Genomic DNA, 25409 nt, shown 5'->3' on the forward strand with positions numbered 1-25409 from the left:
CCCTGAACGGATGGGGCTGTAGCGCAGCCGTTGGCGTGGGAGCGGGGTGGCCCCGCGATGGGCATCACATGGAGCCAGTGTCGAGCCTCGAATGACCGGTGCGCTTGCACAAACTTGCGCTTTTCCATCGCCAGGCACTGCCAACCCCGCCATTGCGCAGTAGGATGGCACTCAGAGGAATCGCCCATGCCGCCACTGACCCAGCTGCAAGTCTTCAACGCCATGCACGCCTCGCCCAACGCTCGCCTGGAACACAGCGCGCAACTGGGCGAGGGGCTGGCTGCTGCGTTATGGAGCAACCGCGACGATGCCCGTGACTACCAGGCGCCCAGCCATCACACCTTGTCCTGCTACATCGCCGACGGCACCGGCACGTTCCGCCGCCAGCGCCCGTCCGACAAAGGCGCGCCCGACAAGCTATGCATCATGCCCGCCGGCCATGAATCGAACTGGGTGGTCAACGGCGCCATTCGTCTGGCGCACCTGTACATCAGCGAGGAGCAGTTCGCCCTTGGCTGTATTCGCCTGCTCGATCGTGAGCCGCGCGAGATGCAGCTACAAGAAGCGACCTTCCTTGAAGATGCGCAGCAGGCCCGGCGTTTTCGCCAGCTGATCAGCTTGAACTGGGACGAGCCCGGCGAGCGCTTGCTGGCCAGCAGCCTGGCCCACGATATCGTCGACCACGCGGTGCTCAGCCAGGCCGGTCTACGCCAAGGCCTGCGCCTGAAGGGCGGCCTGGCACCGAGCCTGCGCCGGCAACTGGTCGAGTACATCGAAGCGCACCTGGATCAACCGATCACCCTGGCGGACCTGGCGCTGCGCTGCAACCTTTCCGAATACCACTTCGCCCGGATGTTTCGCGCAAGCTTCGGCCTGCCGCCGCACCAATACCTGCTGGCGCGGCGTCTGCAGCGGGCCTGCCAACTGTTGCGCCTGGGCGATCTGGCGCTGGTGCAGATCGCCCTGCTGTGTGGTTTTGCCAGCGCCAGCCACTTCAGCAATCGCTTTCGCCAGGCGCTCGGTGCGACCCCTGGCGAGTATCGTGCAGCGTTCGCCCATTAGAACTCGAAGGTGCTCGACAGGCTGACTTGACGTGCATCGCCGAGGGCGACGAAGTAACGGTTGACTGCCGAGGTGTAGTACACCTTGTCGAACAGGTTCTTCACGTTCAGTTGCAAGCGCACCTTGTGCTCATCCAATTGGGTTTCGTAACTGGCGAAAGCATCGGCGACGGTATAGGCCGGCAGGTCGAAATCGTTGCTCGCGTTGCCTGCGCGTTCGCCCACATAGCGAGCTCCCGCCCCCAGCCGCAGGCGGTCGCCACCGAACAGGCTGCCGTAGTCGTACACCGCCGACAGCGAGCCGCTGTGACGGGCGACGTTCTGCAGGCGCTTGCCCTTCAGTTCAGGGTCCTTGGTCACTTCGGCGTCGGTGAAGGCATAGCTGCCGATCAAGCTCCAGCGCTCGCTGAGCTGGCCGGTCAGGTCCAGCTCCACCCCTCGTGAACGCACTTGGCCTGCGTTGCTGTAGATGATCGTACCGGGGTTACTGTCGCCGTCGGCGACCAGCACGTTGCGCTTGGTGATATCGAACAAGGCCAGGTTGCCGGTGAGCTGGCCGGGGATGTCAAGCTTGGCGCCCAGCTCGTAGGATTTGCCTTCTTCAGGTGCAATACCGCCATCGAGCAGCAAGGTCTGGCCGCCGCCGATGCTCAGCGGAGCGATGCTCGAATTGGGCTTGAACGACTCGCTGTAGCTGCCATACAACGACAGCTGCTCATCGACCTTGTACACCACGCCCGCATTCGGCACCCAGGTCTGGCCACTGTTGTCAGTGTTGGCCTTGAACGGGCGGCCGCGTCCGGCGTATTGGTCGTACTGCTGGAAACGCCCACCGGCCACCAGGATCCAGTGCTCATCCAGGTGCAGCGCATCCTGGATAAACAGCGAGTCCGTGCGCAGCTTGTCGGTCTGGTCGCTGTCGCTGGCACGCACGTTGCTGCCTTCCTGTTGCTGGCCGTAGAGCGGATTCTCATAGCTGAAGGTCGCGCTTGGGGTCTGGCGGATGAGGTCGCCACGAAACACCTTGCGGTCCTCGTGATCGACGCCCACCAGCAGGTCATGGCGCATGCCCGCCACCACCACGTTGCCGTTCAAGCTGAAGGTGGCGAACTGATCGCGACTCATGGCGTTGTGGGTACCGTCGATGCTGCGCGTCAGCGTGCCCTTGGCTTCATTGACGGCGGTGACTCGAACTTGGCTGGCATCGTAGGTTTCGCGGTTGAAGCTGTAGCCAAAGTGCGCTTTCCAGTCATCGCTGAGCTGATGATCGACCTCCAGGCGGTACAGGTCCGAGCGGCCTTCCATGTCGTTGAAGGGCTCGTCCAGACGGCGCGTGGCGGGGATGTTCAGCGGATGCCCGTCGCTGCCAAAGGCGGTGCCACGGTCGAACGGATAGAGAAACTCGCGGTGCTCGTAAGCCAGCACCACTTGCGTGTCCTCGCCCAGCCAGGCCAGCGACGGCGCCACCAGGGATTCGCGGTGCACGCCGTAGTTGCGCCAGTAGTCTTCGTCTTCATGATCGACGATCAAGCGATAGGCCAGTGGGCTGTCGCCCAGCGCGCCGGTGCTGTCCAGGCCACCGCCACCGCCGTTCTTGCCGCTGCCGTAGGTCGAGCCGCGCAGGGTCAAGGCGTTGTACTGCTCAAGTTGCGGGCGCTTGCTGACCACGTTGATCACCCCGCCCGGGTCCTGGATGCCATACAGCAACGATGCCGGCCCCTTGAGCACTTCGACCCGCTCGGTGCTGGCATTGAGGCTGCGGCCCTGCACCAGCGGCATGCCGTCGCGCATGATCGAACCGTCGCGGTTGTCACCAAAACCGCGCTTCATCACCGTGTCGGAAGTGCCGCCGAAGTTGTTGCCCTGGGTGATGCCGCTGACATTGGCCAGGGCGTCGTCGAGGTTGCGCGGGGCCTGGTCGCGGATGACCTGGGCCGGGACCACGTTGATCGCCTGGGGAATGTCCTGGATCGGCCCCTGGCCACGCATGATCGAGGCGCTGGCCGGCGGCTGGTAGCTGTAGTCGTCCATCTGCGAATTGACGTTGGTGGCCTCAAGGTTCAGCGCGCCGGCGCTGTCGGCCAATTCCAGGGTCAGGGTACGTGCGTCGAGCCGGCGCCAGCTTAGGCCAGCATTGCCGAGCAACTGCTGCAAGGCTTGCTCGGCACTGAGCGAGCCGTTCAGCGCTGGCGCTTGCAGGTCGGCCAGTTCGAGGGTGTAGACCACACTCTGGCCGGTGGTGCGGCTGAACGCGTTGAGGGCTGCGGCCAGCGGCTGGCTGGGCTGGGCAAAGGCATACAGCTGGGTCTGCTGGGCAGCGCTGGCAACCGGCACCACGCCGACGGCGGACAGGGTGCCAAGACCGAGCCAGAGAGACACGCAACGCGGGGAGAACTTCATGGACGCTGACCTGTGAGAGGGTGATTACTTGCGAATGAATCGCACTTCCACTCACTACACGGATGCCACGTCCTGTTACCTCACCTGTGCTGTGAAAAAAGTTGAAAAATACATTGCCAGTGTCGGCGCTAACGCTACTTCAAAAGGGTCAACCGGCCTAACAAGGTGCTGCGCGAAAAGCCCATGACCTTGCCCAGCGAGTCCAACGCCAGCAACGGCTCCTCGACCGGGAAACTCCCACTGACCTTACGCAGGCCGAGCTCGCCATCGAGCAGCACGATCCGCCCAGGGTAATAACGGCTGAGATCATCGATCACCTGCGCCAACGGCACCTGGTAATAATTCAACCAGCCCTGGCGCCAGGCCAGGCGGCTGTCACTGTCCACCGCCAACACCTGCCCGGCCACGCCATCGGCATAGGCCAGTTGTTGATTAGCGGTTAGCTCGCGAGGCTGCTGACCCTGCCCGGAGGTTACCGCGACCCGCCCGCTACGCACCGTGACCTGCGCACCCGCGCCCTGCTCACGCACCTCGAACTGGGTGCCAAGCACCCGCACCTGGCCACCCCCGGCATCCACCAGGAACGGCTGGCCGGTATGGGTCACCTCAAAGAACGCAGCACCGCGCAACAGCCGCACGCGCCGCTCGCCCTGGGCAAAATCGATGGCTACTGCGCTGCCCGCATCCAGGGTCATGCGCGACTGGTCTGCCAGGGTGATCTGCTGCACCTGCCCAGCGCTGGTGTAGTCAGCCTGCACATCCTGCAACCAGAATTGCGGCTGCCAACCGCCCAGGGTGCCCAGTGCCAACACCAGGCACGCGGCAACCGCCAGGGCGCCAGCACGGCGTCGCCAGGGGTTGCGGGCTGGCGCCTGGCGGATGGCATCGAGGTAGTGCTGCAGGCTGTCCTGCTCCTCGCCAGCCAGTTTCGCTGCCGGCGCTTCACTCAGGCGCCACAGTGCCTGAGCCTCGGCATAGGCCTGGCGATGGGCGGGGTCGGCCAGCAGCCAACGCTTGAACGCAGCACTCTGTGCCTCGGCGGGATGCTGATTGATCCGGCTCAGCCAGCTCAGGGCCGCCTGGGCAGGCTCGGCGCAGATCGGGTCGGTACGGCTCATCAACGGGCGCTCCCTGGTCTGCGCACGGCGGATGCGGGCTCGGCAATACTCGCCTTGCACGCTTCGAGGGCGCGCATCATATGCTTTTCCACAGCGCTCTGGGACAGTTGCATGGCCTTGGCGATCTCGCCGTAGGTGCAACCATGGATGCGGTTGAGCAGGAAAATTTGCCGGGTCCGTTCCGGCAGGACGCGCAGCGCGGCCTCGATCCGTTGCAGGTCATGCTCGACTTGCAGCGCTTGCTCCATGGCTTGGTTGGGCGAGTCTTGATCCACTGCGGGCAGGCCTTCAACGATTCGCCCGCGGCTGCCTTCACTGCGCAGATGATCGATGGCCAGGTTGCCGGCACAGCGCAGCAGATAGGTGTCCAGCGCCTCGACCTTGACCTCGGGGCGCCGCCAGAAACGCAGGAACAACTCCTGGACCAGATCAGCCGCGGTGGCACGACAGCCCACGCGGCGGCTGACCAACGCCTCCATGCGCGCACGTTGGGCGAGGAACACTTGCACGAAGCGCGCGCGGCCAGTGGCGCTGTCGGCTTCAGGCTTGCTGATGTCCAGCGGCTCGCTCAAGCGCTCACACGCCGATCACGGCCAGCAGTGGCCCAAGCACCACGCTTGCTGCGGCAAGGCCCAGCAGCAGGCGTGGCTGATAGGGCAAGCCGAACACCCACAGGGTCACGCCTGCCATCAGCACAGCGATCCACTCCACCAGCCCCAACGCCCAACCGCGCAGTTGCACGGCAAGCACCAGCGACAGCGCCAACAGCAGCCAGCCGCCGATACGCAGCGCCCGCGCCTGAGCGCCGCTGGGCTTGCGCTTGAGCAGCTCGTTGAAGTGCTTTTCCATGCTCAGGCACAGGCCGGCAAACCCGGCAAAACCGATCAAGGCAATGCTCAGCATCCGTTCACCTCGACCACTTCAGCGCTGGCCTTGGCCGTGCGCGGGGCGCGCTTGGCGACCGGTTTGGGCGCGCGCAGCATCTTGTTCGCCGCCCAGCCGAGGAACAGGCCGGTGCCTAGCGCAGTCAGGTCAAAGCCTGCCATGGCCCAATCACCGGCAGCGATCGACTGATCCAACCCCAGCCCAGTGGTCAGCGCATTGAGCAGGGGCAACAGGGCAAATGCCAGCGCGCCCAGCGCCAGTTGCTCGCCCCAGGCCTTGCGCCCGGGTCGCAGCACGGCATGCACCAGCGACACTGCCCACGCCAGGAAGAAGGCCTTGACCTCCCAGTCGGCGCGGCCCTGCAGGGCAACCGGCAGCAGGCGGTTGGCCCAGAAGAAAGCCGCCACGCCCAGCAGCAGGCCGCTCATGCTGGCAATGTTCAACACTTCGACCAGGCGCAGTTCACCCGGCAGGCTGGCGCTCTTGGCATGCTTGAGCTGGCGCTTGCCCAGCCACATCACCAGGCCGGTGCCAATCACCGCAGTGCCAGCAATGCCGAAGGCAAAATACAGCCAGCGCAGCCAAGGGCCAGCGAAGTTACCCATGTGCAGGCCGGCGAAGCTGAAGGCGGTCATCATCGCAGCGGATTCCGGGGCGCCCTGGCGCAGCAGCTCGCCGCTGACGCCATCGAAGGTCCAGTTGGCGCTGCGTCTGTAGGCCACATGATCGGCGGCGGCCTGGGTGAAAGTGACCCGGGCACTGCTGTCGCCAGGGTTCTGAATCTGGATGTAGCCCATGCGCGCACCGGGGGCCAGGGTCTGGACCTTGGCATAAAGCTCGGGCAGTGGCGCCATCGGCGCGGCGACGCCAGTCACTGCAGGCGGGTCGTCGCGGCCGAACAGGTCGTTGAAATAACCGCCGGTATCGCCGTAGCTGGCAAGGATGCCAGCCGGCATCACCATGTACATGAACAGCACCAGGCTGCTGTAGCTGATCATCAGGTGGAAGGGCAGCACCAACACGCCGATTGCATTGTGCCCATCCAGCCAGGAGCGCTGGCCCTTGCCCGGGCGGAAGGTGAAGAACTCCTTGAAGATCTTCTTGTGGGTGATGATCCCGGTCACCAGCCCAAGCAGCATGATGAAAGCGCACAAGGTCGATAGCCAGCGGCCCCACGGGTAGGGCATTTCGAGCTGGAAGTGGAAACGGTAGAAGAACTCGCCGCCGCGGCTGTCACGGGCCTCGACCGGCTCGCCACTGTGGGCGTCCAGCGCTTTGCTGGTGAAGCCGCGCCGGCCTTGGGCGTTGGGGTCGCGCCAGTTGACGCTCAGGGCCGCCTCGCGCTCATTGGGCAGGCGGATGAACCAGCTGCTGGCGTTGCCGGCGTTGCTCTGCAGGTACTGCTGGGCCAAGCCCAGGCTTGCGACCGGGTCGAGCTGATGGCTACGGATCTCAGGCTGGGCCCAGTGGCTGATCTCTTCCTTGAAGTACGACAGCGTGCCGGTCAGGAAGATGGCGAACAACAGCCAGCCGAAGATCAGGCCGGTCCAGGTGTGCAACCAGGCCATGGCCTGGCGGAAGCCCTCTTTCATGGGTTTTTCATCCAGTAGGCCAATCCATTGATCATCCCCAGCAGCAGGCTCGGCAGCAGCACGCCAAGCCAGGCGCGCCAGGCGCTGCGACAGGCAAAGCACCAGATGAAGGCCAGCAGGTAGAACACGAACGACGACAACAGGCCGGTCAGGGCCGCGTCCACTTGCGCCATCGGCGCCAGCAAGGCAATGCAGACACTGGTCATCGACGCCAGCAAGTAACCGCCCAGCAACGCAGCCAGGCTGCGTGAAGTCACGGCCAGTCGATAGCTCAGGGGCAACCCGGCGGCTTTGCTTTTCATGACGCGGTCCGAGAAAACGGGGCTGCAATAATAATGATTTCAATTCTCATAAGCAAAGTTCAAGCGACACGTTTTGATGAAATCGGTCGCTCGGCAAGGATTGCCGTAGATCGATCGCCTGAATACAATGCGAACAATTCTTACTTCCAGTTGCGCAATCAGGCGCCGGAGTGTCAACGGTGTCCAGCGCCCTCTCTTCTACGGTCGAAGGCCTTTATCACGCCCACCACAGTTGGTTGACCGGCTGGCTGCGGCGGCGCCTGGGTTGCCCGCAAAACGCCGCGGACCTGGCCCAGGACACCTACATCCGCCTGCTGCAGGCACGGGAAGTGCCGCAGCTGGTAGAGCCGCGGGCGTTTCTGACCACGGTGGCCAAGCGCGTGCTGTGCAACCACTTTCGCCGCCAGGAACTGGAGCGCGCCTACCTCGAGGCCTTGGCCCAGGTGCCCGAAGAGGTCGCGCCGTGCGAGGAGCAGAAGGCGATCATCTTCGAGACGTTGCTGGAGCTCGACCGCTTGCTCGACGGCCTGGCGCCCTTGGTCAAGCGGGCGTTCCTGCTGGCTCAGGTCGATGGCCTGGGCCAGGGCGAAATCGCACGCGAGCTGGGCATCTCCCTGGCCACGGTCAAACGCTACCTGAACAAGGCGGCCATGCGCTGTTACTTCGCCCTGTGAACAGCACCTTCTGCGCGCAGGTGGCCGAGCAGGCCGTGCACTGGCTGATCGAGTCCCAAGACGAAACGTTCGACGCTGCCCAGCAGCAGGCATTCGAGCGCTGGCTGGCCGCAGACAGTGAGCACCAGCGCGCCTGGAGCCATATTCAACAGGTCAACCAGCGCCTGCGGGGCGTCGCCTCCCCGGTGGTGCACGCCACCTTGCAGGCGCCGCCCTCCCCGGCCCGCCGCCGGGCACTCAAGGCGCTGCTGCTGGTGGGCATGGCCAGCGCCGCCGGCCTGGGCCTGCAGCAGCACACAGCGCTGCCTGGGCTGATGGCCGATTATCGCAGCCCGGTGGGGCAGCGGCGGCGCATGACCCTCGGCGACGGCAGCGAGCTGCAGCTCAATACCCGCAGCGCCGCCGATGTGCGCTTCGACGGCCAACAACGGCTGGTGCGCCTGTTTGAAGGTGAACTGCAACTGCAAGTGGCCAAGGATCCACGGCCGTTGCTGCTGCGCAGTGCCGAAGGCGTGCTGCGCCTGGACCAGGGCCGGTTCAACGTGCGCCAGTTCAGTGGTTTTAGCCTGGTGTCGGTGTTCGACGGCAGCGCGAGCGTGGCTGGGCACGCCTTACTGGCGGGGCAGCAGGCCAGGTTCGCTGGCAGCGGGTGGCAGGCGATCGCCCCACTGCAGCGCAATGTTGGCGCCTGGGTCGACGGCATGCTGGTGGCCTCGCAGATGCGCCTGGCGGATTTTCTCGACGAGCTGGGGCGTTATCGACACGGCCAGTTGGGGTGCAGCGAGCAGGTCGCGGACCTGCGTATTTCCGGCTCGTACCCGTTGGATGACAGCGAGCGGATTCTGCAGATGCTGGAGGTGGCGCTGCCGGTGCGGGTGAGGCGCTTTACCCGGTACTGGGTGACGATTGAATCCCGGACCAGTTGAGTCACTCGGCTGTCAGCACCGACCTCTTCGCGGGCAAGCCCGCTCCCACAGGTACAGCGCCAACCCTGAGAACAGCGCTATCCCCCGTAGGATCGGCGGTGTGCCGCTGCGACTTGCTCGCGAAAAGGCCAGTACAGACACCGAAATAAAAAGGTTTTGAAAAATATCGAAATCACCTGAGCCATTTAGCAACGTTCGCGTGACAGAGAAGGCAAAACCCCTTCTCAAGGACCACTCACATGCTGCTTCGCCCCAGCCCTCTCGTTCAGGCACTTTTGCTCGCCACCACCCTCGGCCTCGCTGTGCCCGCCACCCAAGCGGCCGATGCCCGCGCCTACCACATCGTGGCCGGCTCGCTGGAAGATGCGCTCAACCAGTTTGGCCGCGAAAGCGGTGCGCTGATCTCGTTCGGCTCGCAGTTGACCCAAGGCCTGCAAAGCCCAGGGCTGGACGGTCAGTACGAGGTGCGCCAGGGCCTCGATGCCTTGCTGCGCGGCAGCGGCCTGCAAGCCCGCCAGGAGGCCGACAATGCCTTCAGCCTGCAACCCATCGCCGCTCCTGCTGCAGGTGCGCCGTTGGAGTTGGGCGCCTCGACCGTGGTCGGCGACTGGCTGGCCGAAGCCCAGCAGGACAACGTTTTCGAGCACCCCGGCGCGCGTGACGTGATCCGCCGCGAAGCGTTCGAACGCAGCGGCGCCAGCAGCGCGCGCGAAGTGCTCAACCGCATCCCCGGGGTCAATGCCCCGGAAAACAACGGCACCGGCAGCCATGACCTGGCGCTGAACTTCGGCATCCGTGGCCTCAACCCACGCCTGGCCTCGCGCTCGACCGTGCTGATGGACGGCATCCCGGTGCCGTTCGCGCCCTATGGCCAGCCGCAGTTGTCACTGGCCCCGCTCAGCCTGGGCAACATGGACGCGGTAGACGTGGTGCGCGGCGGCGGTGCGGTGCGCTACGGGCCGCAGAACGTCGGCGGCATCGTCAACTTCGTGACCCGCGCCATTCCTGAACAGGCGACCTTCAAGGCCGCCATGCAAAACCAGATCAGCCCCTCGTCCAGCCACGATGGCTTCAAGAACAGCGCCAACCTGCTGGTCGGTGGCACCAACGACAACGGCCTGGGCGGCGCGTTGCTGTACTCCGGCACCCGTGGCGGCGACTGGCGCGAACACAGCGACACGCAGATCGACGACCTGATCCTCAAGGGCAAGCTGCAGCTCGACGAGGCCAACAGCCTGCACGCCATGGCCCAGTACTACGAGGGCGAGGCGCAAATGCCTGGCGGCCTGAGCAAGGCCGACTTCGATGCCGACCCGTATCAGTCGACCCGCTTGAAAGACAAGTTCTGGGGCCGTCGCACGCTGGTCAACGTCGGTTATGACTACAAGCAGGATGACCGCCAGTTCAGCGTCAATAGCTTCTTCACCAAGACCCTGCGCAGCGGTTATCTGGACCAGGGCAGTTTCGTCTCGCTGTCGCCGCGCGAGTACTGGGTGCGTGGTATCGAAACGCGTTTCTCGCAAGGCCTGGCGCTGGGCGACAGCTGGCACGAACTGGGCGTTGGCTACCGCTACATCAACGAGGCCGGGCACGAACTGCGCTTCCGCGAGCCGGTCAATGGCGAGCTGCCCACCACCGCCAGTCGCAACGACCGCGACACCCGCGGCAGTACCGAAGCGCATGCCATCTACCTCGATGACCGCATCGACATCGGCCGCTGGACCATTACCCCGGGCGTGCGCTACGAGATGATCGATTCCGAGCAGAGCAACAAGCTCAACGGCCAGCGCTACCAGGGCAGCTACAACACCGCCCTGCCGGCGCTTAACGTGATGTACCACTTGAGCGACAGCTGGAACCTCTACGCCAACACAGAAGGCTCGTTCGGCAGCGTGCAATACAGCCAGATGCCCAACCGGGTCAGCAGCGGTGAGGTGAAACCGGAGAAAGCGCGTACCTGGGAAGTCGGCACCCGTTACGACAACGGCGATTTGCAGGCAGAAATCGGCGCGTTCCTGATCAACTTCGACAATCAGTATGAAAGCAACCAGACCAACGACTCGGTGATCGCCCGTGGCGAAACCCGTCACCAGGGCATCGAGACCAGCGTGCGTTATGCCCTGGATGGCTTGAGCCCTGCCCTGGCCGACTTCGATGTGCATGCCAGCTACGCCTTCGTCGATGCCACTATCCGCGAAGATGGGCCGAACAAAGGTAACCAGGTGCCGTTCTCGTCCCGCCACAAGGGCACCCTGGGCGTGGGCTACACCGAAGGTCCGTGGCAGTTGGACCTGGACAGCAGCTTCCAGAGCAGCCAGTACGCCGACAACGCCAACACCGGCGAAGAGAGCGCGGATGGCAGCACCGGGCGGATTCCTGGCTACATGCTGGTCAGCACCCGCGCGGCCTACGATTTCGGCCCGCAGTTGTCCAACCTCAAGGTCGCGGTGGGGGTGAAGAACCTGTTCAATCGCGAGTACTACACCCGCTCGTTCGATGACAACAACAAGGGCAAGTACGTCGGCGAACCTCGGACTTTATACCTGCAAACATCGGTTGCGTTCTGACGGCCCTAGATGATTTCGAATTTATTGCAACAGGAAATTTTTCTTTCTCGGGGGGTTGAATTCGCCGCGCGGATGCCTGACCTTAGAGTCAAGAGGCGAAAAAATTCCACAGGCCTCAGTGGCCTAGGCACGTCTCTTTGCGAGCAAGCTGAATAAGGATTGAAGTCATGCAAATCCAGGTCAACAGCAGCAACCATATCGAAGGCAACATCCGGCTTAACGAGTGGGTCCGCAGTACGCTTGAAAGCACCCTCGAACGCTACGAGGACGACCTCACCCGCATTGAGGTCCACCTGCGCGACGAAAACGGCGCCAAGCCCGGACCGCATGACAAACGCTGCCAGATGGAGGCTCGCCCCAAAGGCCACCAACCGATTTCCGTGACCCACACCGCCACTTCGCTGGACCAGGCGGTCGATGGCGCCGCCAGCAAGCTGAACAACGCGCTGGAACACTTCTACGGCAAGCTGCGTAGTAAGCGCGTGATCCTTGAAGCGCATGACCCCGAGGAATGATCGAGGTTGCTTGAACACAAACGCCCGGTGCATTGCACCGGGCGTTTTGGTTTGTGCCTTGACCCGATCAGTGGCCCTGAACCAACCCGCCTGTACGTCGGTCAACCCCTACATTGCCAATTACAGATGCGCGATCATGAACAATCCATTCGATCAAATCAGCGACGCCTTTGCCCCACGCTACCGGGTCAACCTGAGCATCGAACGCCTGGATGGCAGCATCATGCTGACCTTGTCCGATGACAGCGGCATCGTCGCCAAGCGCCTGATCAGCCAAGCCCAGCGCAACGACCCCGTGCGCTTGCAGCGGGTGGTCGACAGCATCCGCCTGGGCCTTGCCATCGAACAGGGCGAGAACCCCCTTGAGGTGCTCGCAGCCCTCACCCGCGACCCACGCCAGCAGCATTTCAACGCCAGCCACATCGCCAACTGAGCACTAGCGGCCCTCGTCGACTTCCTTGCCGCTGGCATCCAGCACCCGGCTCGACGGGTAGCGGTAGGAGGCATAGCGCACCACCAGGATCGCAAAGGCCAGCAGCAGGATGCCGCCGCACAGGTACAACAGGCCAACATCCGGCGCCTTGTGGTGCGACACATCGCCGATCAGCAAGCGGGTCAGCGCCGTGATCGCCACGTACAGTAAAAAGCGAATGGGCATGTGGTTGGTCTTGAAGTAGATCCCCACCATCGCCCCCAGCTCCAGGTAGATGAACAGCAGCAGGATGTCATCGACGCTGACCCCACCTTTGCTGAGCATGTCCAGGAAGGTCATCACAGCGGCCCAGGCCGTGATCCCGCCGATACCGAACAACGCCAGGTAGTGGAACGACTCGACGCACAGGTTGCCCAGCGAGTCGGCCGAGCCATGCAGGCCCTTGCGCAGTTTTTCTGCCCATTTGATGTTCACGATGTTCGATTCCCCGATACGAGCTGAAGGATGATGCGCCACGCCTGTGACGCTTGTGCCATGCAGTTAAAGGGCCAGGCCCTTGGCTTGGAAGGCGACCGATTGCCGCAAGGCACCTATGGGCTACGCTTTTTCCGGATATAAATGGCCACTATTGGGTTGCATTGAAGTGGCCAGAGCGATTACTGTATATCGATACAGTAATTGATCAATCCAACCAGCTAAAAGGCACAGAGGTGATGAATGGCCGTCGAAGTGGTGTACCGCAGCAGCCGCGACCCGGAGCGTTTGTTCATGGATAAAGCCGAAGCCGATCGTCACGACAAGATGCTCGAACTCGCCGAGCGCCTGGCTGAGGTGCTGCAAAAGGCGGTGCCTTCGTTGACTGAACAGCAGGTCGAGGAAGCCGGTATCTACATGGCCAAGAACCGCGATGTGTTTGCCCGGGCGTTCAAGAGCCAGCCGGATGCGTTGGCGGAGTTGCTTGAGGGTGGTGGCGAGGAATAAGTTTTGGGGGGCCTGTTCTGGCCTCTTCGCGGGCAAGCCCGCTCCCACAGGTACAGCGCTTAACCTGAGAACAGCGCAATCCCTGTGGGAGCGGGCTTGCCCGCGAAGAGGCCAGAACAGACAACATCAAACCCGGATCATCCGTAAAGCAACCGCTCCGCCAACATCTGCGCCACCCGCGCCGGTGAGCGTTTCTCCGCCTGAGCATGCGCGAACACTTCCGTCAGCCGCGTAGGAATGCGTGCCAGATGCGCAGTGATGGTGCCCAGGTCTTCGCCACGATGTCTCAGCGCCACATAGATCAAGCCACCGGCATTGATCACATAATCAGGCGCATACAGAATTCCGCGTTTTTCCAACTGATCGGCCACTTGTAAGGTGGTCAGCTGGTTGTTCGCCGCACCCGCCACCGCTGCGCAACGCAGCTGCATCACGCTTTGGCCATTGAGTACCGGGCCAACACCACAAGGCGCGAAAATATCGCAGGGCGTGCTGATCAAGGCGTCATTGATCACCGGATGGGCATTGAACTGCTCCACCGCCAGGCGCACTTTGCCAGGGTCCAAGTCACTGACCAGTAATTCCGCACCCGCCGCATGCAGCTGCTCAGCCAATGCATAACCGACATTGCCCAACCCTTGTACCGCAACCCGCAAACCTTCGAGATTGTCGCTACCCAGACGCGCCATCGAAGTCGCGCGAATCCCGGCGAATACGCCCATGGCTGCATGCGGTGAGGGATCGCCCGAGGCAGTGGTGCTGGTGACATGTGGGGTGGTTTGGGCAATGCAGTCCATGTCCAGGGTCGAGGTACCACTGTCGACGGCGGTAATGAAACGCCCCTGCAAGCTGTCGACAAATCGCCCGAATGCCTCGAACAGCGCCGCGCGGTTTTCCACATGCGGGTTACGCACGATGACTGCTTTACCGCCGCCCACCGGTAGCCCCGCCAACGCCGCTTTGTAGCTCATGCCTTGGGCCAGGCGAATAGCGTCGGTCATGGCGCTTTCGTCATCGGCGTACGGCAAGTAGCGGCAGCCGCCCAAAGCCGGGCCCAGCTGCTCGCTGTGGATGACCACCACCGCCTTGAGGCCGGTAGGTGGGTCAATGAACAGGTGCAGAGACTGAGTGCGGGTGCTTTGCATGAGCGCGAACATCAACGGGCTCCCCGAAGAGGTGCTCCACACAGTATAGGCAGCCCACAAGCCCATGTATCGCAGCCGGACCACTGGACGAAACCGCGCGCCAGAGCTAATAGTTAAGCGTGTTGGGAGATTTTCATGAAGCCACGTCAAGCCTGCCTGGCCTGCCTGGAACGCGAGCCGGTCGCCCTGCTGGAAGCCTCGTTATGGATTGCCGCCGAGCACGACCGCAGCGTCGAGCCCGCGGACAGCCTTGCCCGGCTCAATGACCTGCAACGGGAGATCAATGCCAGTCTGCCGATGCTGCCAGTCAGCGAACTGGCGCAACCGCTGCTGCGCCAGCTCACTGCATTAGGCTTTGCCCAGGACGAATACCACCCGCTGCGACCGCATGCGGCATTAATGGACAAGGTCTTGCTGCGCCGTCGTGGCCAACCGCTGGTGCTGGCGATTCTGGCGCTGGAGCTGGCCAGGCGTTTGTCGATCCCGCTGGAAGGGGTGAACTTTCCCGGTCATTTCCTGCTGCGAGTACCCGGCGCCGACCACTTGCTCGACCCGTGTGGCGGACGCCGTCTGTATCCGGCTGAATGCCGCCAGCTGTTGGCCCGCCAGTTCGGCCCGCAAGTCGCGCTGAGCGCCGACCACATGCAAGTGGCCAGCCCTAGGCAGATGCTGCAACGGCTGTCGCGTAACCTGCGCCAGTTGCACATCAGCAACGACAACGACCTGGCGGCACTGATCGATGCCGAGCGGGTGATGCAGTTGGGGCCGGTGCTGGTCAGCGACTACCTGGCGCGGGCAACGCTGTATCAGCGCCTGGATTGCCCGCAGGCCGAACGCTTCGATCTGGAGCATGCCCTACTGCTGACCGACGACCCCGTGCAGCGGGTGAAACTGAGCGAGCGGCTGGGCCATCTACCCGCCAGCAACCAGTCGATTCACTGAGCCGGGGTGTCTGGCTGCTGGGCGGGATGCGCCTGGACGAAGGCCGGATGCTGCTGGGCCAGCGCCGCTACCCGGCGGATTCGTGGGTACGCAGTGAGCTCGACATTGAACCGTTCGGCCGCGTACAGCTGGGGGATCAGATAGAGATCGGCCAACCCCGGCGTCTCGCCGAAGCAGAAGCCGTTATCACCGATCAACTGCTCCACAGCCGCCAAACCCTGGCCAATCCAGTGGCCAATCCACTGATTGACCTGCCCTTCGTCATGGCCCAACTGGCGCAGCTGGTTGAGCACACTGACGTTGTGCAGCGGGTGAATATCGCAGCCAATCAACGCCGCCACCCCGCGCACCTTGGCCCGCGCCTCAGGCGCAGCGGGCAACAGCGCCGGCTGCGGATAGACCTCTTCCAGGTACTCGATGATCGCTGGTGACTGCACCAGCACCTCACCACTTTCAGTCCGTAGCGCCGGCACTCGCCCTTGAGGGTTCACCGCCAGATAATCATCCGCGCGGTGCTCGCCCTCGAGCAGGTTGACCGGCAGGGCCTGGTAATCCAGACCCTTGAGCGCCAGGGCAATGCGCACCCGGTAGGAGGAGGTGGAACGGAAATAAGTGAACAGCTCCATCACCCTACCCTCTTAGTTAGCCGCGACGACCTTGCCGCGGCATTCGCCGAAGCCGATGCTGGCCACGCCATCCTTGCTGCAGCGCGCACGCAGGATGATCTCGTCACCATCTTCAAGGAACTTGCGCACCTCGCCGCTGGCCAATTCGATTGGCTGCTTGCCGCCTTCGGTGATCTCCAGCAGGCTGCCGAACGAGCCTGGTTGGGCACCGGACAGGGTGCCCGAGCCGAACAGGTCACCCGGCTGCAACTGGCAGCCGTTGACGCTGTGGTGCGCGACCATCTGCGCCACGGTCCAGTACATGCTGCGGGTGTTGCTCAGGGTCAAGCGATGCGCCGGCAAGCCTTGCTCGCGCATGCGCTCGGTGATCAGCAGCACTTCCAGTTCGATGTCGAAGGCGCCATTGGCCTGGTCGCGTTTATCCAGCAGGTACGACAGCGGCTGCGGATCGCCTTCAGGGCGTGCCGGCTGGGCGCAGCGGAACGGCTCCAGGGCTTCGGCAGTAATCACCCAAGGCGACAGGCTGGTGATGAAGCTCTTGGACAGGAATGGCCCCAGCGGCTGGTATTCCCAGGCCTGGATATCGCGCGCCGACCAGTCGTTGAGCAGGCAGTAGCCCGCCACGTGCTCGGCGGCATCGCCGATGGCGATCGACTCGCCCATAGGGTTGCCCTGGCCGATCCAGATGCCCAGTTCCAGCTCGTAGTCCAGGCGTGCACAAGGGCCGAAAACGGGCTCAGTCTGGCCGGCTGGCAGGGTCTGGCCCTTGGGCCGGCGCACCTCGGTGCCGGAGGGGCGCAGGGTCGAGGCGCGGCCGTGATAACCGATCGGGACGTACTTGTAGTTAGGCAGCAGCGGGTTGTCGGGGCGGAACAGCTTGCCAACGTTCTTGGCGTGCTCGATACCGACGTAGAAATCGGTGTAGTCGCCAACCTTGGCCGGCAGGTGCAGCTGGCACTCGCTGGCTGGATACAGCGCCGACGTGAGCGCAGCCTGGTGCTCGCTGTGCTCGCCGAGCAGCGCCAGCAGACGCTCACGCAAGGCCACCCGAGCGCTGCGGCCGAGGGCGAAATAGGCGTTCAGCGCACCACCTTGGGTCGCCTGTGCAGCTTCTTTGGCCTGACCCTCGAACAGTCCGGCAGCGAGCACCGCGTCCAGGTCGAGGATCGCATCACCAATGGCCACGCCGCAGCGCAAGGCTTCACCCGGGCGGCTGAAGATGCCCAGCGGCAGGTTTTGCAGAGGGAAATCGCGATGGCCGTTGGCGTGCTCGACCCAGCTACGGGCGATGGCGGTCTGGTTCATGGGTTATCTCCGGTTCGGGTTGAAGGTGCTCGGCAAGGTGGCCCAGCAACTATCGTAGTCGGCCTGCAATTGCGGGCATTCAAGGGCTTGCTGACTCGGACGCAGCACTTGGCTGGTCTCGAACATGAAGGCCATGGTGTTGTCGATTTTCTGCGGGGCAAGCTCGGCGCTGATGGCTTTGCTGCAGGTCTCGGCGTCCGGGCCGTGGGCGCTCATCACCCCATGCAGCGAAGCGCCGCCGGGCAGGAAGCCTTCGGCCTTGGCATCGTAGGCACCCTGGATCAGGCCCATGAACTCATTCATCAGGTTGCGGTGGAACCAGGGTGGACGGAAGGTATTCTCGGCCACCATCCAGCGCGGTGGGAAAATCACGAAGTCCATGTTGGCCAGACCGTGAACGCTGGTCGGCGAGGTCAATACCGTGAAGATCGAAGGGTCTGGGTGATCGAAGCTGACCGTGCCAATGGTGTTGAAACGGCGCAGGTCGTACTTGTACGGCACGTTGCTGCCATGCCAGGCGACCACGTCCAGCGGCGAGTGCTGCAGCTCGCAGGCCCAGTGTTCGCCGAGGAACTTCTGCACCAGCTGCACCGGGCCGCTGGTCTCTTCGTAGTGTGCCACCGGGGTGAGGAAGTCACGCGGGTTGGCCAGGCCGTTGCTGCCAATCGGGCCGAGGTCGGGCAGGCGTAGCGGTGCGCCGTGGTTCTCGGCGATATAGCCACGCGCTTGGCCATCGAGCAGTTCGACGCGAAACTTCATGCCTCGCGGGATTACCGCGATTTCCAGCGGTTCGACTTGCATCACGCCCAATTCAGTGGCGATACGCAGGCGGCCCTGCTCGGGCACCAGCAGCAGCTCGCCATCGGCGTTGAAGAACACCCGCTCCATCGAACGGTTGGCGCGGTAGATGTAGATGCTCACGCCCGCAGGTTTATCGGTCGCCGAGTTGGCCACCATCGGCAGCCAGCCCTCGATGAAATCGGTCGGCTCGCTGGGAATCGGCTGCGGGCTCCAGCGCAGGCGGTTAGGCGTAACCGCTCCAAGTGAGCCTGCCAGCGGCTGGCGTTCCAGCCGCTCGAAGCGCGGGTGCAGCGCCGAGGGACGAATGCGGTACAGCCAGGTGCGGCGCAGCTCGCTACGGGTCATGGTGAACGCGGTGCCCGACAACAGCTCGGCGTACAGGCCATAGGGCGCTTTTTGCGGCGAGTTCTGCCCGACCGGCAGAGCGCCAGGCAGCGCCTCGCTGGCGAATTCGTTGCCGAAGCCGCTCAGGTAGTCGATTGCGGGGGACGTGTCGCGAGTCATCGATGCCTCCGGGCTCGAAGCGAGCCATGCTGGCAGCTGCTGCCAGCTCAATTGCCCATGCGGCAAGCACCGGTAGCGCGTCTGCATTGTTTTTATCGTAATCAGATTACGAATAACGTAATTTGATTGCATCAAGGCGTCAAGCTATAAAGACGCCCTCAGTCTTCCCCGGATGCCCAGCCCCATGACCACCGCCCGCAACCCTGCCGACACCGGCAAGCAGAAGGTCCGCTCGGCGGAAGTCGGTACCGACATCCTCAAGGCGCTCGCCGAACTGTCGCCCTCAACCTCGCTGTCGCGCCTGGCCGAACACGTGCAGATGCCTGCCAGCAAGGTCCATCGCTACTTGCAGGCGCTGATCTCCAGCGGCTTTGCCGAGCAGGACCCAAGCACCAACCACTATGGGCTGGGACGTGAAGCACTGCGCGTGGGGATGGCGGCGCTGGGCAGCATCGATGTGCTCAAGGTGGCCGCACTGCCGCTGTCGCAATTGCGCGACGAGCTCAATGAGAGCTGCTTCATCGCGGTGTGGGGGAATCAGGGGGCAACGGTGGTCAGTATCGAGCCGGCGGTGCGTGCGGTAACCGTGGTGACCCAGATCGGCTCAGTGTTGCCGCTGCTCAGCTCGTCGACCGGACTGGTGTTCGCCGCTCATCTGCCGGCGCGCGAGACGCAGGATTTGCTAGAGCGGGAGCTGGCGGTGCTCAAGCAAAGCGCCAGTGATTATGACCCCCTGCTGGAGGGGATACGCGAGCGTGGCCTGCACCATGTGCACGGCTTGCTGATGCCGGGGGTGGATGCCCTGTCAGCGCCGGTATTCAACGCCATGGGCCAGATCGCTGCGGTGATGACTGTGGTCGGCCCGACTTCGATCTTCCACGCCGATGAGCAGGGCCCAGCGGCGCAGCGCCTGCTGGCTGCCGTGGAGGCAGTCAGCAGGCGGATGGGTTATCAGCGCGAGCCCAGGATTTGAATGCCTAGACGGCTGTCATGCCGCTGGCCGCTGCCTAACGCATTTCGCCAATAGCGGATCCCTCACGGCGACTGATCTTGCTCTCGTGCTCCAACACTTGCTCCGTGCCCCCCGCTTCACTGACTGCACGATGGGATATGGAGGATCGGGAACAAGCAACCCGGATCGATCAGCGAATCAAGGCCGCGCGATTATCACCCAAGATGTAATAGAGAATGTCAGAAGCGACTATTTTTCCCACAGGATCAAGCGCTTATTCTTATCTCACTGGTTAGCGCGAAGGGCCCTCCCCCCGCCTTTCGCGCCACCCCAGGTTCACCGACGTTGATTTTGAAGCTCCTTGATCTAACGTCTCGATTGGCCGCTGCGCTTGCAGCGGCCTTTTTTATTCCTGCAAGAATCTGCTGTTCAACTCAGCGGATATTTTTGCAGATTGGCCATCATTTGCTGCAACGCCTGCAAGCTGTCTTCGGGATGCAGCGCGCCTTCGAAATCACCAATCTGCGCCCAGTGATCGGCTACCTGTTCGGGGGTGAAGCCTTCACGCGGATCGAACCCTACGCCCACGCTGCGCTCCCAACGCACCTTGCCTACCCAACCACCGCCCACTTCGAACAATTGGCCACTGTCCCGGCAGTGCTCGCTGCCCAGGTACACCACCAGCGGGCTGATCAGTTCGGGCTTCAAGCGCTCGAACACCTGCTGGGGAATCAGCCCTTCGGTCATCCGGGTACCACCGGTGGGGGCGATGGCATTGACCAGGATGCCGTGCTTGCGCCCTTCAATGGCCAAGGTTCGGGTCAGGCCATACAGACCGAGCTTGGCCATGCCGTAGTTAGCTTGGCCAAAATTGCCATAGATGCCCGAGGTCGAAGCGGTAAATATCACTCGCCCCCAGTTTTGCTCGCGCAGATGCGGCCAGGCAGCGTGAGTGACCTTGTAGGCGCCTTCGACATGAATCCGATAGACCTGGTCCCAGTCGGCGTCTTCCATCTTGTGGAAGGTCTTGTCGCGCAGGATGCCAGCGTTGTTCACCAGCACATCGACCCGGCCAAAGCTGTCCAAAGCCTGCTCGACGATGCGCCTGCCATCAGTGACCGAATCGTGGTTGGCCACGGCGGTGCCACCGGCGGCGCGAATCTCCTCGACCACCCGATCCGCCGCCGAGGCACTGGCGCCTTCGCCATGGGTGCTGCCGCCCAGGTCGTTGACCACCACCTTGGCGCCATGCGCGGCGAACAGCAGGGCATGGGCCCGGCCCAGACCACCACCGGCGCCGGTGACGATCACCACTCGATCTTGCAGACGTACGGGCTCGCTCATGCTCATGGCTCCACAGGGTGATTGGATTAAAGGCAGTGTCGGCCAGCCAAGTGCCCGGGACAATCAAGCGCACTGGGGCTGAATGATGGGCGATAAGACAGGCCGATGGTTGCCACCGGCCTGCACTCTGGCGCTACGACCAGGCGACCTTTTGCGGCAGATAGCTCATCGGCTGCTCACGAAAGGCCAGGTAGTGGCGCAGCACCTGTACCGGTGCTTCGATGTGCGGATAGTGGCCTATGCCCTGCAGCAGCACGGTGTCCGGATCGGGCACCTGCTGGCGATAAGCCTCGACCATGTGCGCGCCGGACAAAGGATCGACGGCACCGTTGATAAAGCGTAGCGGCACCCCGTCATGTTGCAGCGCCCCCACCCAGCGCTCGCGGTAAAAACGCCGCTCCGGGACGAAACTCATCAACTTGTGCAGGATCCGCGTGCCTCGGTTGGAAACAATCAGGCTCCAGCTGTCATCCAGTGCGCTCTCGCTGGGGTGGGTGCAAGGGCCATACACCTGGGTGACATTGCGCACCAAATCGTCGCGGCCAAACGAGCGCCCCACCAACCAGCCCAGTGGGCTGAGCAACAGCTTCTGCACCAGCAGCAACGGGCAGCGCTCGGGGAACAAGGCGCTGTTGAGGAATACGCAGCTGGCGATCTCGGCGCGCCCTTCGTGATGGCGCGCGAGCAGCTCCTGGGCCACGCTGCCACCGTAGTCGTGGGCCAGCAGATGCGCGGGCTGATCGATCTTCAAATGAGCCAGCAACGCCAATTGCAGATCAGCCTGCTCCATCAGGCTGTAGCTGTGCCCCAGGGGCTTGGCGGAATCGCCGAAGCCGATCATGTCACAGGCGATAACGCGAAAACGCTGCGCAAGGGGCGCCCACAAGTAGTGCCAGTCCCAACTGGCGGTGGGGAAACCGTGGAGTAGTAGCAGTGGCTCTCCTTGCCCTGCTGTCCAGTAGCGGATGCTCTGGCCCCGGAATGAGAAACTCTGACCCCGGGTTCGCCAGACGCACAATGGAATTTCGGCCAAAGGCATCACAGTGGTCCCGGAAGGTAGGGGGTGAAGGAATACGGCAAGGCTGCGGTCATTGCATGTCACCTCGGCACTTACATGTGCTCTCTATGTCGCGTCGAGGCACAGTCTAGTCAGCGCGAGCAGTGGCGGAACTTACCTTGGCAGCCAGCTTGATGACCTAACAGGTCAGGTGTATGAACGGTCAGAGCAGCATCGCCAGCAAGGGCGCGGCAAACAGGTTGAGCAGCCCGGTCAAGACCATGACCAAGCCGGCCACAGAACCTTCTTCGCGGCCCACTTCCTGTGCCCGACTGACCCCGGCGCCATGCGCACCGACCCCGAACAACGCACCACGCGCCAGGGGCGTACGCAGCGGCAGGTAGCGCAACAGGATGCCGCCGAACATGGCGCCGAGCACGCCGGTGAACATCACGAACACCGCAGTCAGTTCCGGCACCCCACCCAAATCACGTGCCAAGGGCATGGCGAATGGCGTGGTGATAGAGCGCGGCAGCAACGACAGGCTGACCGAATCATCCAGCGCCAACCAATGGGCCAGACCCCAGGAGCTGGCAATCGATGCGGCACTTCCGGCCAACATCCCCACCAACAACGCCGGCCAGTGCCGCGCCAGCAATGCTTTTTGCTGCCAGATGGGGACGGCGAAGGCCACTGTCACCGGGCCCAGCACGCCCATCAGCCAGTGGGTATTGCGGGCATACTCGGCATAGGCGGTGTGCAACGGCAGCGCCACCGCCAACAACAACGCCGGTACCAGGATCAACGGCGACAGCAAATAGCGCCCGCTGCGCCGGTACAGCCAGCGGCTGCCCAGATAAGCCAGCAAGGTCAGCACGAGCCAGAACAGCGGCATGGGCTCAAGACTCATGGCGCAGGCTCCAGCGGCAGACCAGCTCGACCGTCACCGCCGTGACCACCATCACCAGCAGGGTACTCACGGCGATCACCAGCAGAATGCGCCAACCCTCGTCGCGCAGCAGGCTGCCGTAGTCGAGCAGGCTCATCAGCGCAGGGATGAAGAACAGCAGCATCTCGGCCATCAGCCAGCCGGCGCCCAGTTGCAGCATGGCCGGCTTGAGAATACCGCTGGCAAACAACACCAGCAGCAGCGCCAGTCCCATCACCCCTCCGGGGATGGGCCAGCCGAACCACACGGCGAGCTGGCCGCCGAGCAGAAACAAAACGAGCAGCACCGCCAACTCAATCAGCAGGCGGGCGAATTTCTTCAACAACAGGGCGTTCATGGGGCGGGGTTCCTCGAGCAGGTGCCCATTGTAAAATTTGCCTGCCTAGGCCAGAAGCGAATTGTTAGACTGGAGACCATTCCAAAATGGAATTCAGAGCATGGAATTCAAACAACTGCGCAGCTTCATCGAAGTGGTGCACCGAGGTGGCTTCACCCAGGCTGCGCTGACCTTGCATATCAGCCAGTCCGCCGTGAGCAAGCAGGTCGCCCAGCTGGAGCAAGATGTGGGCCAGCCGCTGCTTGAGCGGCAGGGCTCGCAATTGCACCTGACAGCGGCTGGGCGGATTGTCCTGGAGCGCGGCGAGGCGCTGCTGCGCCAGCGTCAGGAACTGCAAAGCGAGTTGGATGACCTGAGCCAGATGGCCCGTGGTGAACTGCGCCTGGGCCTGCCACTGCTGGGTAGCGATGCGCTGTTCGCCGGATTGTTCGCCGAATACCGGCGCCGGCATCCGAACATCGCCATTCAACTGCTTGAAGGCGGCAGCCGCACGGTGGAGCAGGCGGTCAAAAGCGGCGAGCTGGAGCTGGGCGGTAGCCTGACGCCGAGCGATGGCGACTTTGAGTACCAACCGTTCTGCAATGAACCGCTGGATGCCTTGCTGCCGGCGGAACATCCACTTGCCGGGCTGGCTCAGGTCGAGTTGCGCCAGCTGGCCGATACGCCGTTTTTGCTGTATCAGCGCAGTTTCGTGCTCAATGACCGCTTGCTGAGCGCCTGCCAGCAGGTGGGGTTCACCCCTAAAGAAGGCGGGCGCAGCGGCCAGGCGGACTTTCTTGCCGCGCTGGTTGCCGCTGGCCAAGGGGTGGTGTTGCTGCCCCGGGTGGTGGCACGGGCGCTGGAACGCCCTGGGGTGGTGCGCCTGCCGCTGTTGGCGCCGGACTATTTGCGTTGGGATATCGCTTTTATCTGGCGCCGCGGGGCGTACCTGTCACGGGCGGCGCAGGCCTGGTTGAAACTGTTGCGCGAGCAGGCTTGAGGCCAGCACCAGATTCAGCCCTTGAGGGCAGCCGCAAACTCCGCCAGCCACGGCTCTGCATCGGTTTCCGGCGTCACGGTTTCGCTGGCATCCAAACGCAACATCGGCAGCACTTCATGCACGCCCAATTCAGCAAACAGCTCGCGCATCTGCTCGCCACCGCCGCAATAGGTGTCGCCATAGCTCGAATCACCCAGGCCGATCACCGCACCTGGCAAGCCGCGCCAGGCTGCCGGCAGGGTGTCGCGGAGGGTGCTGTACAGCGGCATCAGGTTATCCGGCAGCTCGCCCATGCCGGTGGTCGAGGTGACGGCCAAAAACGCCTCCGGGGCAAACCCTTGAATATCCTGCAGGGTAGCCCGTGCGGCGTGCCAGGCTTCATGGCCTGCCGCCTTGAGCAACGCTTGGGCATGACGAGCAACTTCTTCGGCGGTGCCATACACCGACCCGGAAATAATGGCGACTTTCATCTGAAAGAGGATTCCGAAACTGAGTGAAAACGTAGGATACTAGCATCCGGCGATAGCAAAAGGCCGCCTAAGCCGAAAGTCCCCTCCTCTGCCAATGGTCCGAAGATGATCAACGCGCAACTGCTGCAATCCATGATCGATGCCTCCAACGACGGGATCGTCGTCGCTGAACAAGAAGGCGATGAAGACACCATCCTGATCTACGTGAACGCGGCATTCGAACGCCTCACAGGCTTCGAACGCGATGAGATTCTCTACCAGGACTGCCGCTTCCTGCAGGGCGACGATCGCGATCAGCTTGCCCGCTCGCGCATTCGCAAAGCCTTGAAAGAAGGCCAGCCGTGCCGTGAAGTGCTGCGCAACTACCGCAAGGATGGCAGCGCGTTCTGGAACGAACTGTCGATCACCCCGGTACACAACGCCGCTGAAAACCGTACCTATTTCATTGGTATCCAGAAGGACGTCAGCCGTCAGGTCGAGCTGCAACGTGAGCTGGATAAAGTGCGCGCCCGCCTGGCTGAACTGGAATCTCAACTGCACGCTTGAACCAAGCGCCTCGGACGCGGTCAATCACGTTGAAGAAATCGCCACTCTCGAGCTCGAT

At 63.1% G+C, this 25409-nt stretch carries 27 protein-coding genes; 11 read left to right on the plus strand and 16 right to left on the minus strand.

Annotated features, from left to right (window positions below; genetic code table 11):
- Nucleotides 1-186: 186 nt before the first annotated feature.
- A complete protein-coding gene (locus AAZU54_RS22955; protein WP_186553795.1) occupies nt 187-1062 on the plus strand; it encodes a helix-turn-helix domain-containing protein in 876 nt (291 codons plus the stop codon).
- On the opposite strand, the gene AAZU54_RS22960 is transcribed toward AAZU54_RS22955, so the two are convergent.
- The 6 genes from AAZU54_RS22960 to AAZU54_RS22985 all read right to left on the minus strand — a co-directional run bounded on the left by AAZU54_RS22960 (nt 1059) and on the right by AAZU54_RS22985 (nt 7358).
- Nucleotides 1059-3461 (minus strand): TonB-dependent siderophore receptor, encoded by a 2403-nt coding sequence (locus AAZU54_RS22960; protein WP_434727718.1) that lies wholly within the window; start codon nt 3459-3461, stop codon nt 1059-1061. The genes AAZU54_RS22955 and AAZU54_RS22960 overlap by 4 nt on opposite strands.
- A gap of 134 nt (nt 3462-3595) precedes the next feature.
- A complete protein-coding gene (locus tag AAZU54_RS22965) occupies nt 3596-4579 on the minus strand; it encodes a FecR family protein (RefSeq protein WP_312153744.1) in 984 nt (327 codons plus the stop codon).
- Nucleotides 4579-5151, minus strand: coding sequence for an RNA polymerase sigma factor (locus AAZU54_RS22970; protein ID WP_434727719.1), 573 nt, complete (start codon nt 5149-5151; stop codon nt 4579-4581). The genes AAZU54_RS22965 and AAZU54_RS22970 overlap by 1 nt, the downstream gene beginning before the upstream one ends.
- Before the next feature lie 4 nt (nt 5152-5155).
- Nucleotides 5156-5482, minus strand: coding sequence for a DUF3325 domain-containing protein (locus AAZU54_RS22975; protein WP_186553791.1), 327 nt, complete (start codon nt 5480-5482; stop codon nt 5156-5158).
- Nucleotides 5476-7056: a PepSY-associated TM helix domain-containing protein gene (locus tag AAZU54_RS22980; protein WP_434727720.1), complete on the minus strand. Its 1581-nt coding sequence runs from the start codon at nt 7054-7056 to the stop codon at nt 5476-5478. Before AAZU54_RS22980 ends, AAZU54_RS22975 begins: the two co-directional genes overlap by 7 nt.
- The gene (locus AAZU54_RS22985; protein ID WP_392464038.1) at nt 7053-7358 is read right to left on the minus strand and encodes a DUF3649 domain-containing protein; all 306 of its coding nucleotides are present in this window, start codon (nt 7356-7358) and stop codon (nt 7053-7055) included. Before AAZU54_RS22985 ends, AAZU54_RS22980 begins: the two co-directional genes overlap by 4 nt.
- A 179-nt stretch (nt 7359-7537) precedes the next feature.
- Between AAZU54_RS22985 and AAZU54_RS22990 the strand changes: the two genes are divergently transcribed.
- The 5 genes from AAZU54_RS22990 (at nt 7538) to AAZU54_RS23010 (ending at nt 12473) form a co-directional block, all read left to right on the plus strand.
- Complete coding sequence (locus AAZU54_RS22990) at nt 7538-8032, plus strand: sigma-70 family RNA polymerase sigma factor (RefSeq protein ID WP_186553788.1); 495 nt, start codon at nt 7538-7540, stop codon at nt 8030-8032.
- Nucleotides 8029-8958 (plus strand): FecR domain-containing protein, encoded by a 930-nt coding sequence (locus AAZU54_RS22995; RefSeq protein ID WP_434727721.1) that lies wholly within the window; start codon nt 8029-8031, stop codon nt 8956-8958. Before AAZU54_RS22990 ends, AAZU54_RS22995 begins: the two co-directional genes overlap by 4 nt.
- A 239-nt stretch (nt 8959-9197) precedes the next feature.
- Nucleotides 9198-11525 (plus strand): TonB-dependent Fe(3+) dicitrate receptor FecA, encoded by a 2328-nt coding sequence (fecA, locus tag AAZU54_RS23000; RefSeq protein ID WP_434727722.1) that lies wholly within the window; start codon nt 9198-9200, stop codon nt 11523-11525.
- 167 nt (nt 11526-11692) lie between these two features.
- Complete coding sequence (locus AAZU54_RS23005; protein ID WP_186553785.1) at nt 11693-12040, plus strand: HPF/RaiA family ribosome-associated protein; 348 nt, start codon at nt 11693-11695, stop codon at nt 12038-12040.
- A 136-nt stretch (nt 12041-12176) separates the two neighbouring features.
- Nucleotides 12177-12473, plus strand: coding sequence for a DUF3509 domain-containing protein (locus tag AAZU54_RS23010; RefSeq protein WP_405130052.1), 297 nt, complete (start codon nt 12177-12179; stop codon nt 12471-12473).
- Nucleotides 12474-12476: 3 nt separating this feature from the next.
- Here the strand turns inward: AAZU54_RS23010 and AAZU54_RS23015 are convergent, their stop codons facing one another.
- Nucleotides 12477-12947 carry a phosphate-starvation-inducible protein PsiE gene (locus AAZU54_RS23015; protein WP_186553783.1) on the minus strand — a complete coding sequence of 157 codons (471 nt, stop codon included), beginning with the start codon at nt 12945-12947 and terminating at the stop codon, nt 12477-12479.
- Between the two features lie 243 nt (nt 12948-13190).
- Here AAZU54_RS23015 and AAZU54_RS23020 point away from each other — a divergent pair, with 243 nt between their 5' ends.
- Nucleotides 13191-13454 (plus strand): YebG family protein, encoded by a 264-nt coding sequence (locus tag AAZU54_RS23020; protein WP_264236419.1) that lies wholly within the window; start codon nt 13191-13193, stop codon nt 13452-13454.
- 137 nt (nt 13455-13591) lie between these two features.
- On the opposite strand, the gene AAZU54_RS23025 is transcribed toward AAZU54_RS23020, so the two are convergent.
- The gene (locus AAZU54_RS23025) at nt 13592-14611 is read right to left on the minus strand and encodes a Leu/Phe/Val dehydrogenase (protein ID WP_186553750.1); all 1020 of its coding nucleotides are present in this window, start codon (nt 14609-14611) and stop codon (nt 13592-13594) included.
- Nucleotides 14612-14734: 123 nt separating this feature from the next.
- Between AAZU54_RS23025 and AAZU54_RS23030 the strand changes: the two genes are divergently transcribed.
- Nucleotides 14735-15541, plus strand: a complete 807-nt coding sequence (locus tag AAZU54_RS23030) for a SirB1 family protein (protein ID WP_186553749.1) — start codon at nt 14735-14737, stop codon at nt 15539-15541.
- On the opposite strand, the gene maiA is transcribed toward AAZU54_RS23030, so the two are convergent.
- Genes maiA through hmgA form a run of 3 tightly spaced genes read right to left on the minus strand, consistent with a single transcriptional unit; the run spans nt 15535 to nt 18777 of the window.
- On the minus strand, nt 15535-16167 hold the full coding sequence (gene maiA, locus AAZU54_RS23035) for a maleylacetoacetate isomerase (RefSeq protein WP_312153102.1): 633 nt from the start codon (nt 16165-16167) through the stop codon (nt 15535-15537). The genes AAZU54_RS23030 and maiA overlap by 7 nt on opposite strands.
- 12 nt (nt 16168-16179) lie before the next feature.
- On the minus strand, nt 16180-17472 hold the full coding sequence (gene fahA / locus AAZU54_RS23040; RefSeq protein ID WP_186553747.1) for a fumarylacetoacetase: 1293 nt from the start codon (nt 17470-17472) through the stop codon (nt 16180-16182).
- A gap of 3 nt (nt 17473-17475) precedes the next feature.
- On the minus strand, nt 17476-18777 hold the full coding sequence (gene hmgA, locus AAZU54_RS23045) for a homogentisate 1,2-dioxygenase (protein ID WP_186553746.1): 1302 nt from the start codon (nt 18775-18777) through the stop codon (nt 17476-17478).
- A 184-nt stretch (nt 18778-18961) separates the two neighbouring features.
- Between hmgA and AAZU54_RS23050 the strand changes: the two genes are divergently transcribed.
- Nucleotides 18962-19750 (plus strand): IclR family transcriptional regulator, encoded by a 789-nt coding sequence (locus tag AAZU54_RS23050; protein ID WP_434727723.1) that lies wholly within the window; start codon nt 18962-18964, stop codon nt 19748-19750.
- Between the two features lie 408 nt (nt 19751-20158).
- Here AAZU54_RS23050 and AAZU54_RS23055 read toward each other — a convergent pair whose 3' ends face one another.
- From AAZU54_RS23055 to AAZU54_RS23070, 4 genes are all read right to left on the minus strand, one after another.
- Nucleotides 20159-21073 (minus strand): SDR family oxidoreductase, encoded by a 915-nt coding sequence (locus AAZU54_RS23055; RefSeq protein ID WP_312153109.1) that lies wholly within the window; start codon nt 21071-21073, stop codon nt 20159-20161.
- 133 nt (nt 21074-21206) lie between these two features.
- Entirely contained in the window at nt 21207-22112 is a 906-nt protein-coding gene (locus AAZU54_RS23060; RefSeq protein WP_186553743.1) for an alpha/beta fold hydrolase, read from the minus strand.
- A gap of 181 nt (nt 22113-22293) precedes the next feature.
- Complete coding sequence (locus tag AAZU54_RS23065; RefSeq protein WP_186553742.1) at nt 22294-22980, minus strand: LrgB family protein; 687 nt, start codon at nt 22978-22980, stop codon at nt 22294-22296.
- Complete coding sequence (locus tag AAZU54_RS23070; RefSeq protein ID WP_186553741.1) at nt 22970-23356, minus strand: CidA/LrgA family protein; 387 nt, start codon at nt 23354-23356, stop codon at nt 22970-22972. Before AAZU54_RS23070 ends, AAZU54_RS23065 begins: the two co-directional genes overlap by 11 nt.
- Before the next feature lie 100 nt (nt 23357-23456).
- On the opposite strand from AAZU54_RS23070, the gene AAZU54_RS23075 reads away from it, so the two are divergent.
- The gene (locus AAZU54_RS23075; RefSeq protein ID WP_186553740.1) at nt 23457-24335 is read left to right on the plus strand and encodes a LysR family transcriptional regulator; all 879 of its coding nucleotides are present in this window, start codon (nt 23457-23459) and stop codon (nt 24333-24335) included.
- 14 nt (nt 24336-24349) lie between these two features.
- Here the strand turns inward: AAZU54_RS23075 and AAZU54_RS23080 are convergent, their stop codons facing one another.
- Nucleotides 24350-24805, minus strand: coding sequence for a flavodoxin (locus AAZU54_RS23080; protein ID WP_186553739.1), 456 nt, complete (start codon nt 24803-24805; stop codon nt 24350-24352).
- A 105-nt stretch (nt 24806-24910) separates the two neighbouring features.
- On the opposite strand from AAZU54_RS23080, the gene AAZU54_RS23085 reads away from it, so the two are divergent.
- Nucleotides 24911-25351, plus strand: a complete 441-nt coding sequence (locus AAZU54_RS23085) for a PAS domain S-box protein (RefSeq protein ID WP_186553738.1) — start codon at nt 24911-24913, stop codon at nt 25349-25351.
- Nucleotides 25352-25409: the final 58 nt, after the last annotated feature.

The organism is Pseudomonas sp. Je.1.5.c (assembly GCF_051129895.1).
In the GTDB taxonomy this organism is placed as follows: domain Bacteria; phylum Pseudomonadota; class Gammaproteobacteria; order Pseudomonadales; family Pseudomonadaceae; genus Aquipseudomonas; species Aquipseudomonas urmiensis.

Excerpts from the sequence above, each read along its gene's own strand:
- AAZU54_RS22955 (WP_186553795.1), top strand. The coding sequence starts at position 187 with ATGCCGCCACTGACCCAGCTGCAAGTCTTCAACGCCATGCACGCCTCG.
- AAZU54_RS22960 (WP_434727718.1), bottom strand. The coding sequence starts at position 3,461 with ATGAAGTTCTCCCCGCGTTGCGTGTCTCTCTGGCTCGGTCTTGGCACC.
- AAZU54_RS22965 (WP_312153744.1), bottom strand. The coding sequence starts at position 4,579 with ATGAGCCGTACCGACCCGATCTGCGCCGAGCCTGCCCAGGCGGCCCTG.
- AAZU54_RS22975 (WP_186553791.1), bottom strand. The coding sequence starts at position 5,482 with ATGCTGAGCATTGCCTTGATCGGTTTTGCCGGGTTTGCCGGCCTGTGC.
- AAZU54_RS22980 (WP_434727720.1), bottom strand. The coding sequence starts at position 7,056 with ATGAAAGAGGGCTTCCGCCAGGCCATGGCCTGGTTGCACACCTGGACC.
- AAZU54_RS22985 (WP_392464038.1), bottom strand. The coding sequence starts at position 7,358 with ATGAAAAGCAAAGCCGCCGGGTTGCCCCTGAGCTATCGACTGGCCGTG.
- fecA (WP_434727722.1), top strand. The coding sequence starts at position 9,198 with ATGCTGCTTCGCCCCAGCCCTCTCGTTCAGGCACTTTTGCTCGCCACC.
- AAZU54_RS23005 (WP_186553785.1), top strand. The coding sequence starts at position 11,693 with ATGCAAATCCAGGTCAACAGCAGCAACCATATCGAAGGCAACATCCGG.
- AAZU54_RS23010 (WP_405130052.1), top strand. The coding sequence starts at position 12,177 with ATGAACAATCCATTCGATCAAATCAGCGACGCCTTTGCCCCACGCTAC.
- AAZU54_RS23020 (WP_264236419.1), top strand. The coding sequence starts at position 13,191 with ATGGCCGTCGAAGTGGTGTACCGCAGCAGCCGCGACCCGGAGCGTTTG.
- AAZU54_RS23025 (WP_186553750.1), bottom strand. The coding sequence starts at position 14,611 with ATGTTCGCGCTCATGCAAAGCACCCGCACTCAGTCTCTGCACCTGTTC.
- AAZU54_RS23030 (WP_186553749.1), top strand. The coding sequence starts at position 14,735 with ATGAAGCCACGTCAAGCCTGCCTGGCCTGCCTGGAACGCGAGCCGGTC.
- maiA (WP_312153102.1), bottom strand. The coding sequence starts at position 16,167 with ATGGAGCTGTTCACTTATTTCCGTTCCACCTCCTCCTACCGGGTGCGC.
- fahA (WP_186553747.1), bottom strand. The coding sequence starts at position 17,472 with ATGAACCAGACCGCCATCGCCCGTAGCTGGGTCGAGCACGCCAACGGC.
- hmgA (WP_186553746.1), bottom strand. The coding sequence starts at position 18,777 with ATGACTCGCGACACGTCCCCCGCAATCGACTACCTGAGCGGCTTCGGC.
- AAZU54_RS23050 (WP_434727723.1), top strand. The coding sequence starts at position 18,962 with ATGACCACCGCCCGCAACCCTGCCGACACCGGCAAGCAGAAGGTCCGC.
- AAZU54_RS23055 (WP_312153109.1), bottom strand. The coding sequence starts at position 21,073 with ATGAGCGAGCCCGTACGTCTGCAAGATCGAGTGGTGATCGTCACCGGC.
- AAZU54_RS23060 (WP_186553743.1), bottom strand. The coding sequence starts at position 22,112 with ATGCCTTTGGCCGAAATTCCATTGTGCGTCTGGCGAACCCGGGGTCAG.
- AAZU54_RS23065 (WP_186553742.1), bottom strand. The coding sequence starts at position 22,980 with ATGAGTCTTGAGCCCATGCCGCTGTTCTGGCTCGTGCTGACCTTGCTG.
- AAZU54_RS23070 (WP_186553741.1), bottom strand. The coding sequence starts at position 23,356 with ATGAACGCCCTGTTGTTGAAGAAATTCGCCCGCCTGCTGATTGAGTTG.
- AAZU54_RS23075 (WP_186553740.1), top strand. The coding sequence starts at position 23,457 with ATGGAATTCAAACAACTGCGCAGCTTCATCGAAGTGGTGCACCGAGGT.
- AAZU54_RS23080 (WP_186553739.1), bottom strand. The coding sequence starts at position 24,805 with ATGAAAGTCGCCATTATTTCCGGGTCGGTGTATGGCACCGCCGAAGAA.
- AAZU54_RS23085 (WP_186553738.1), top strand. The coding sequence starts at position 24,911 with ATGATCAACGCGCAACTGCTGCAATCCATGATCGATGCCTCCAACGAC.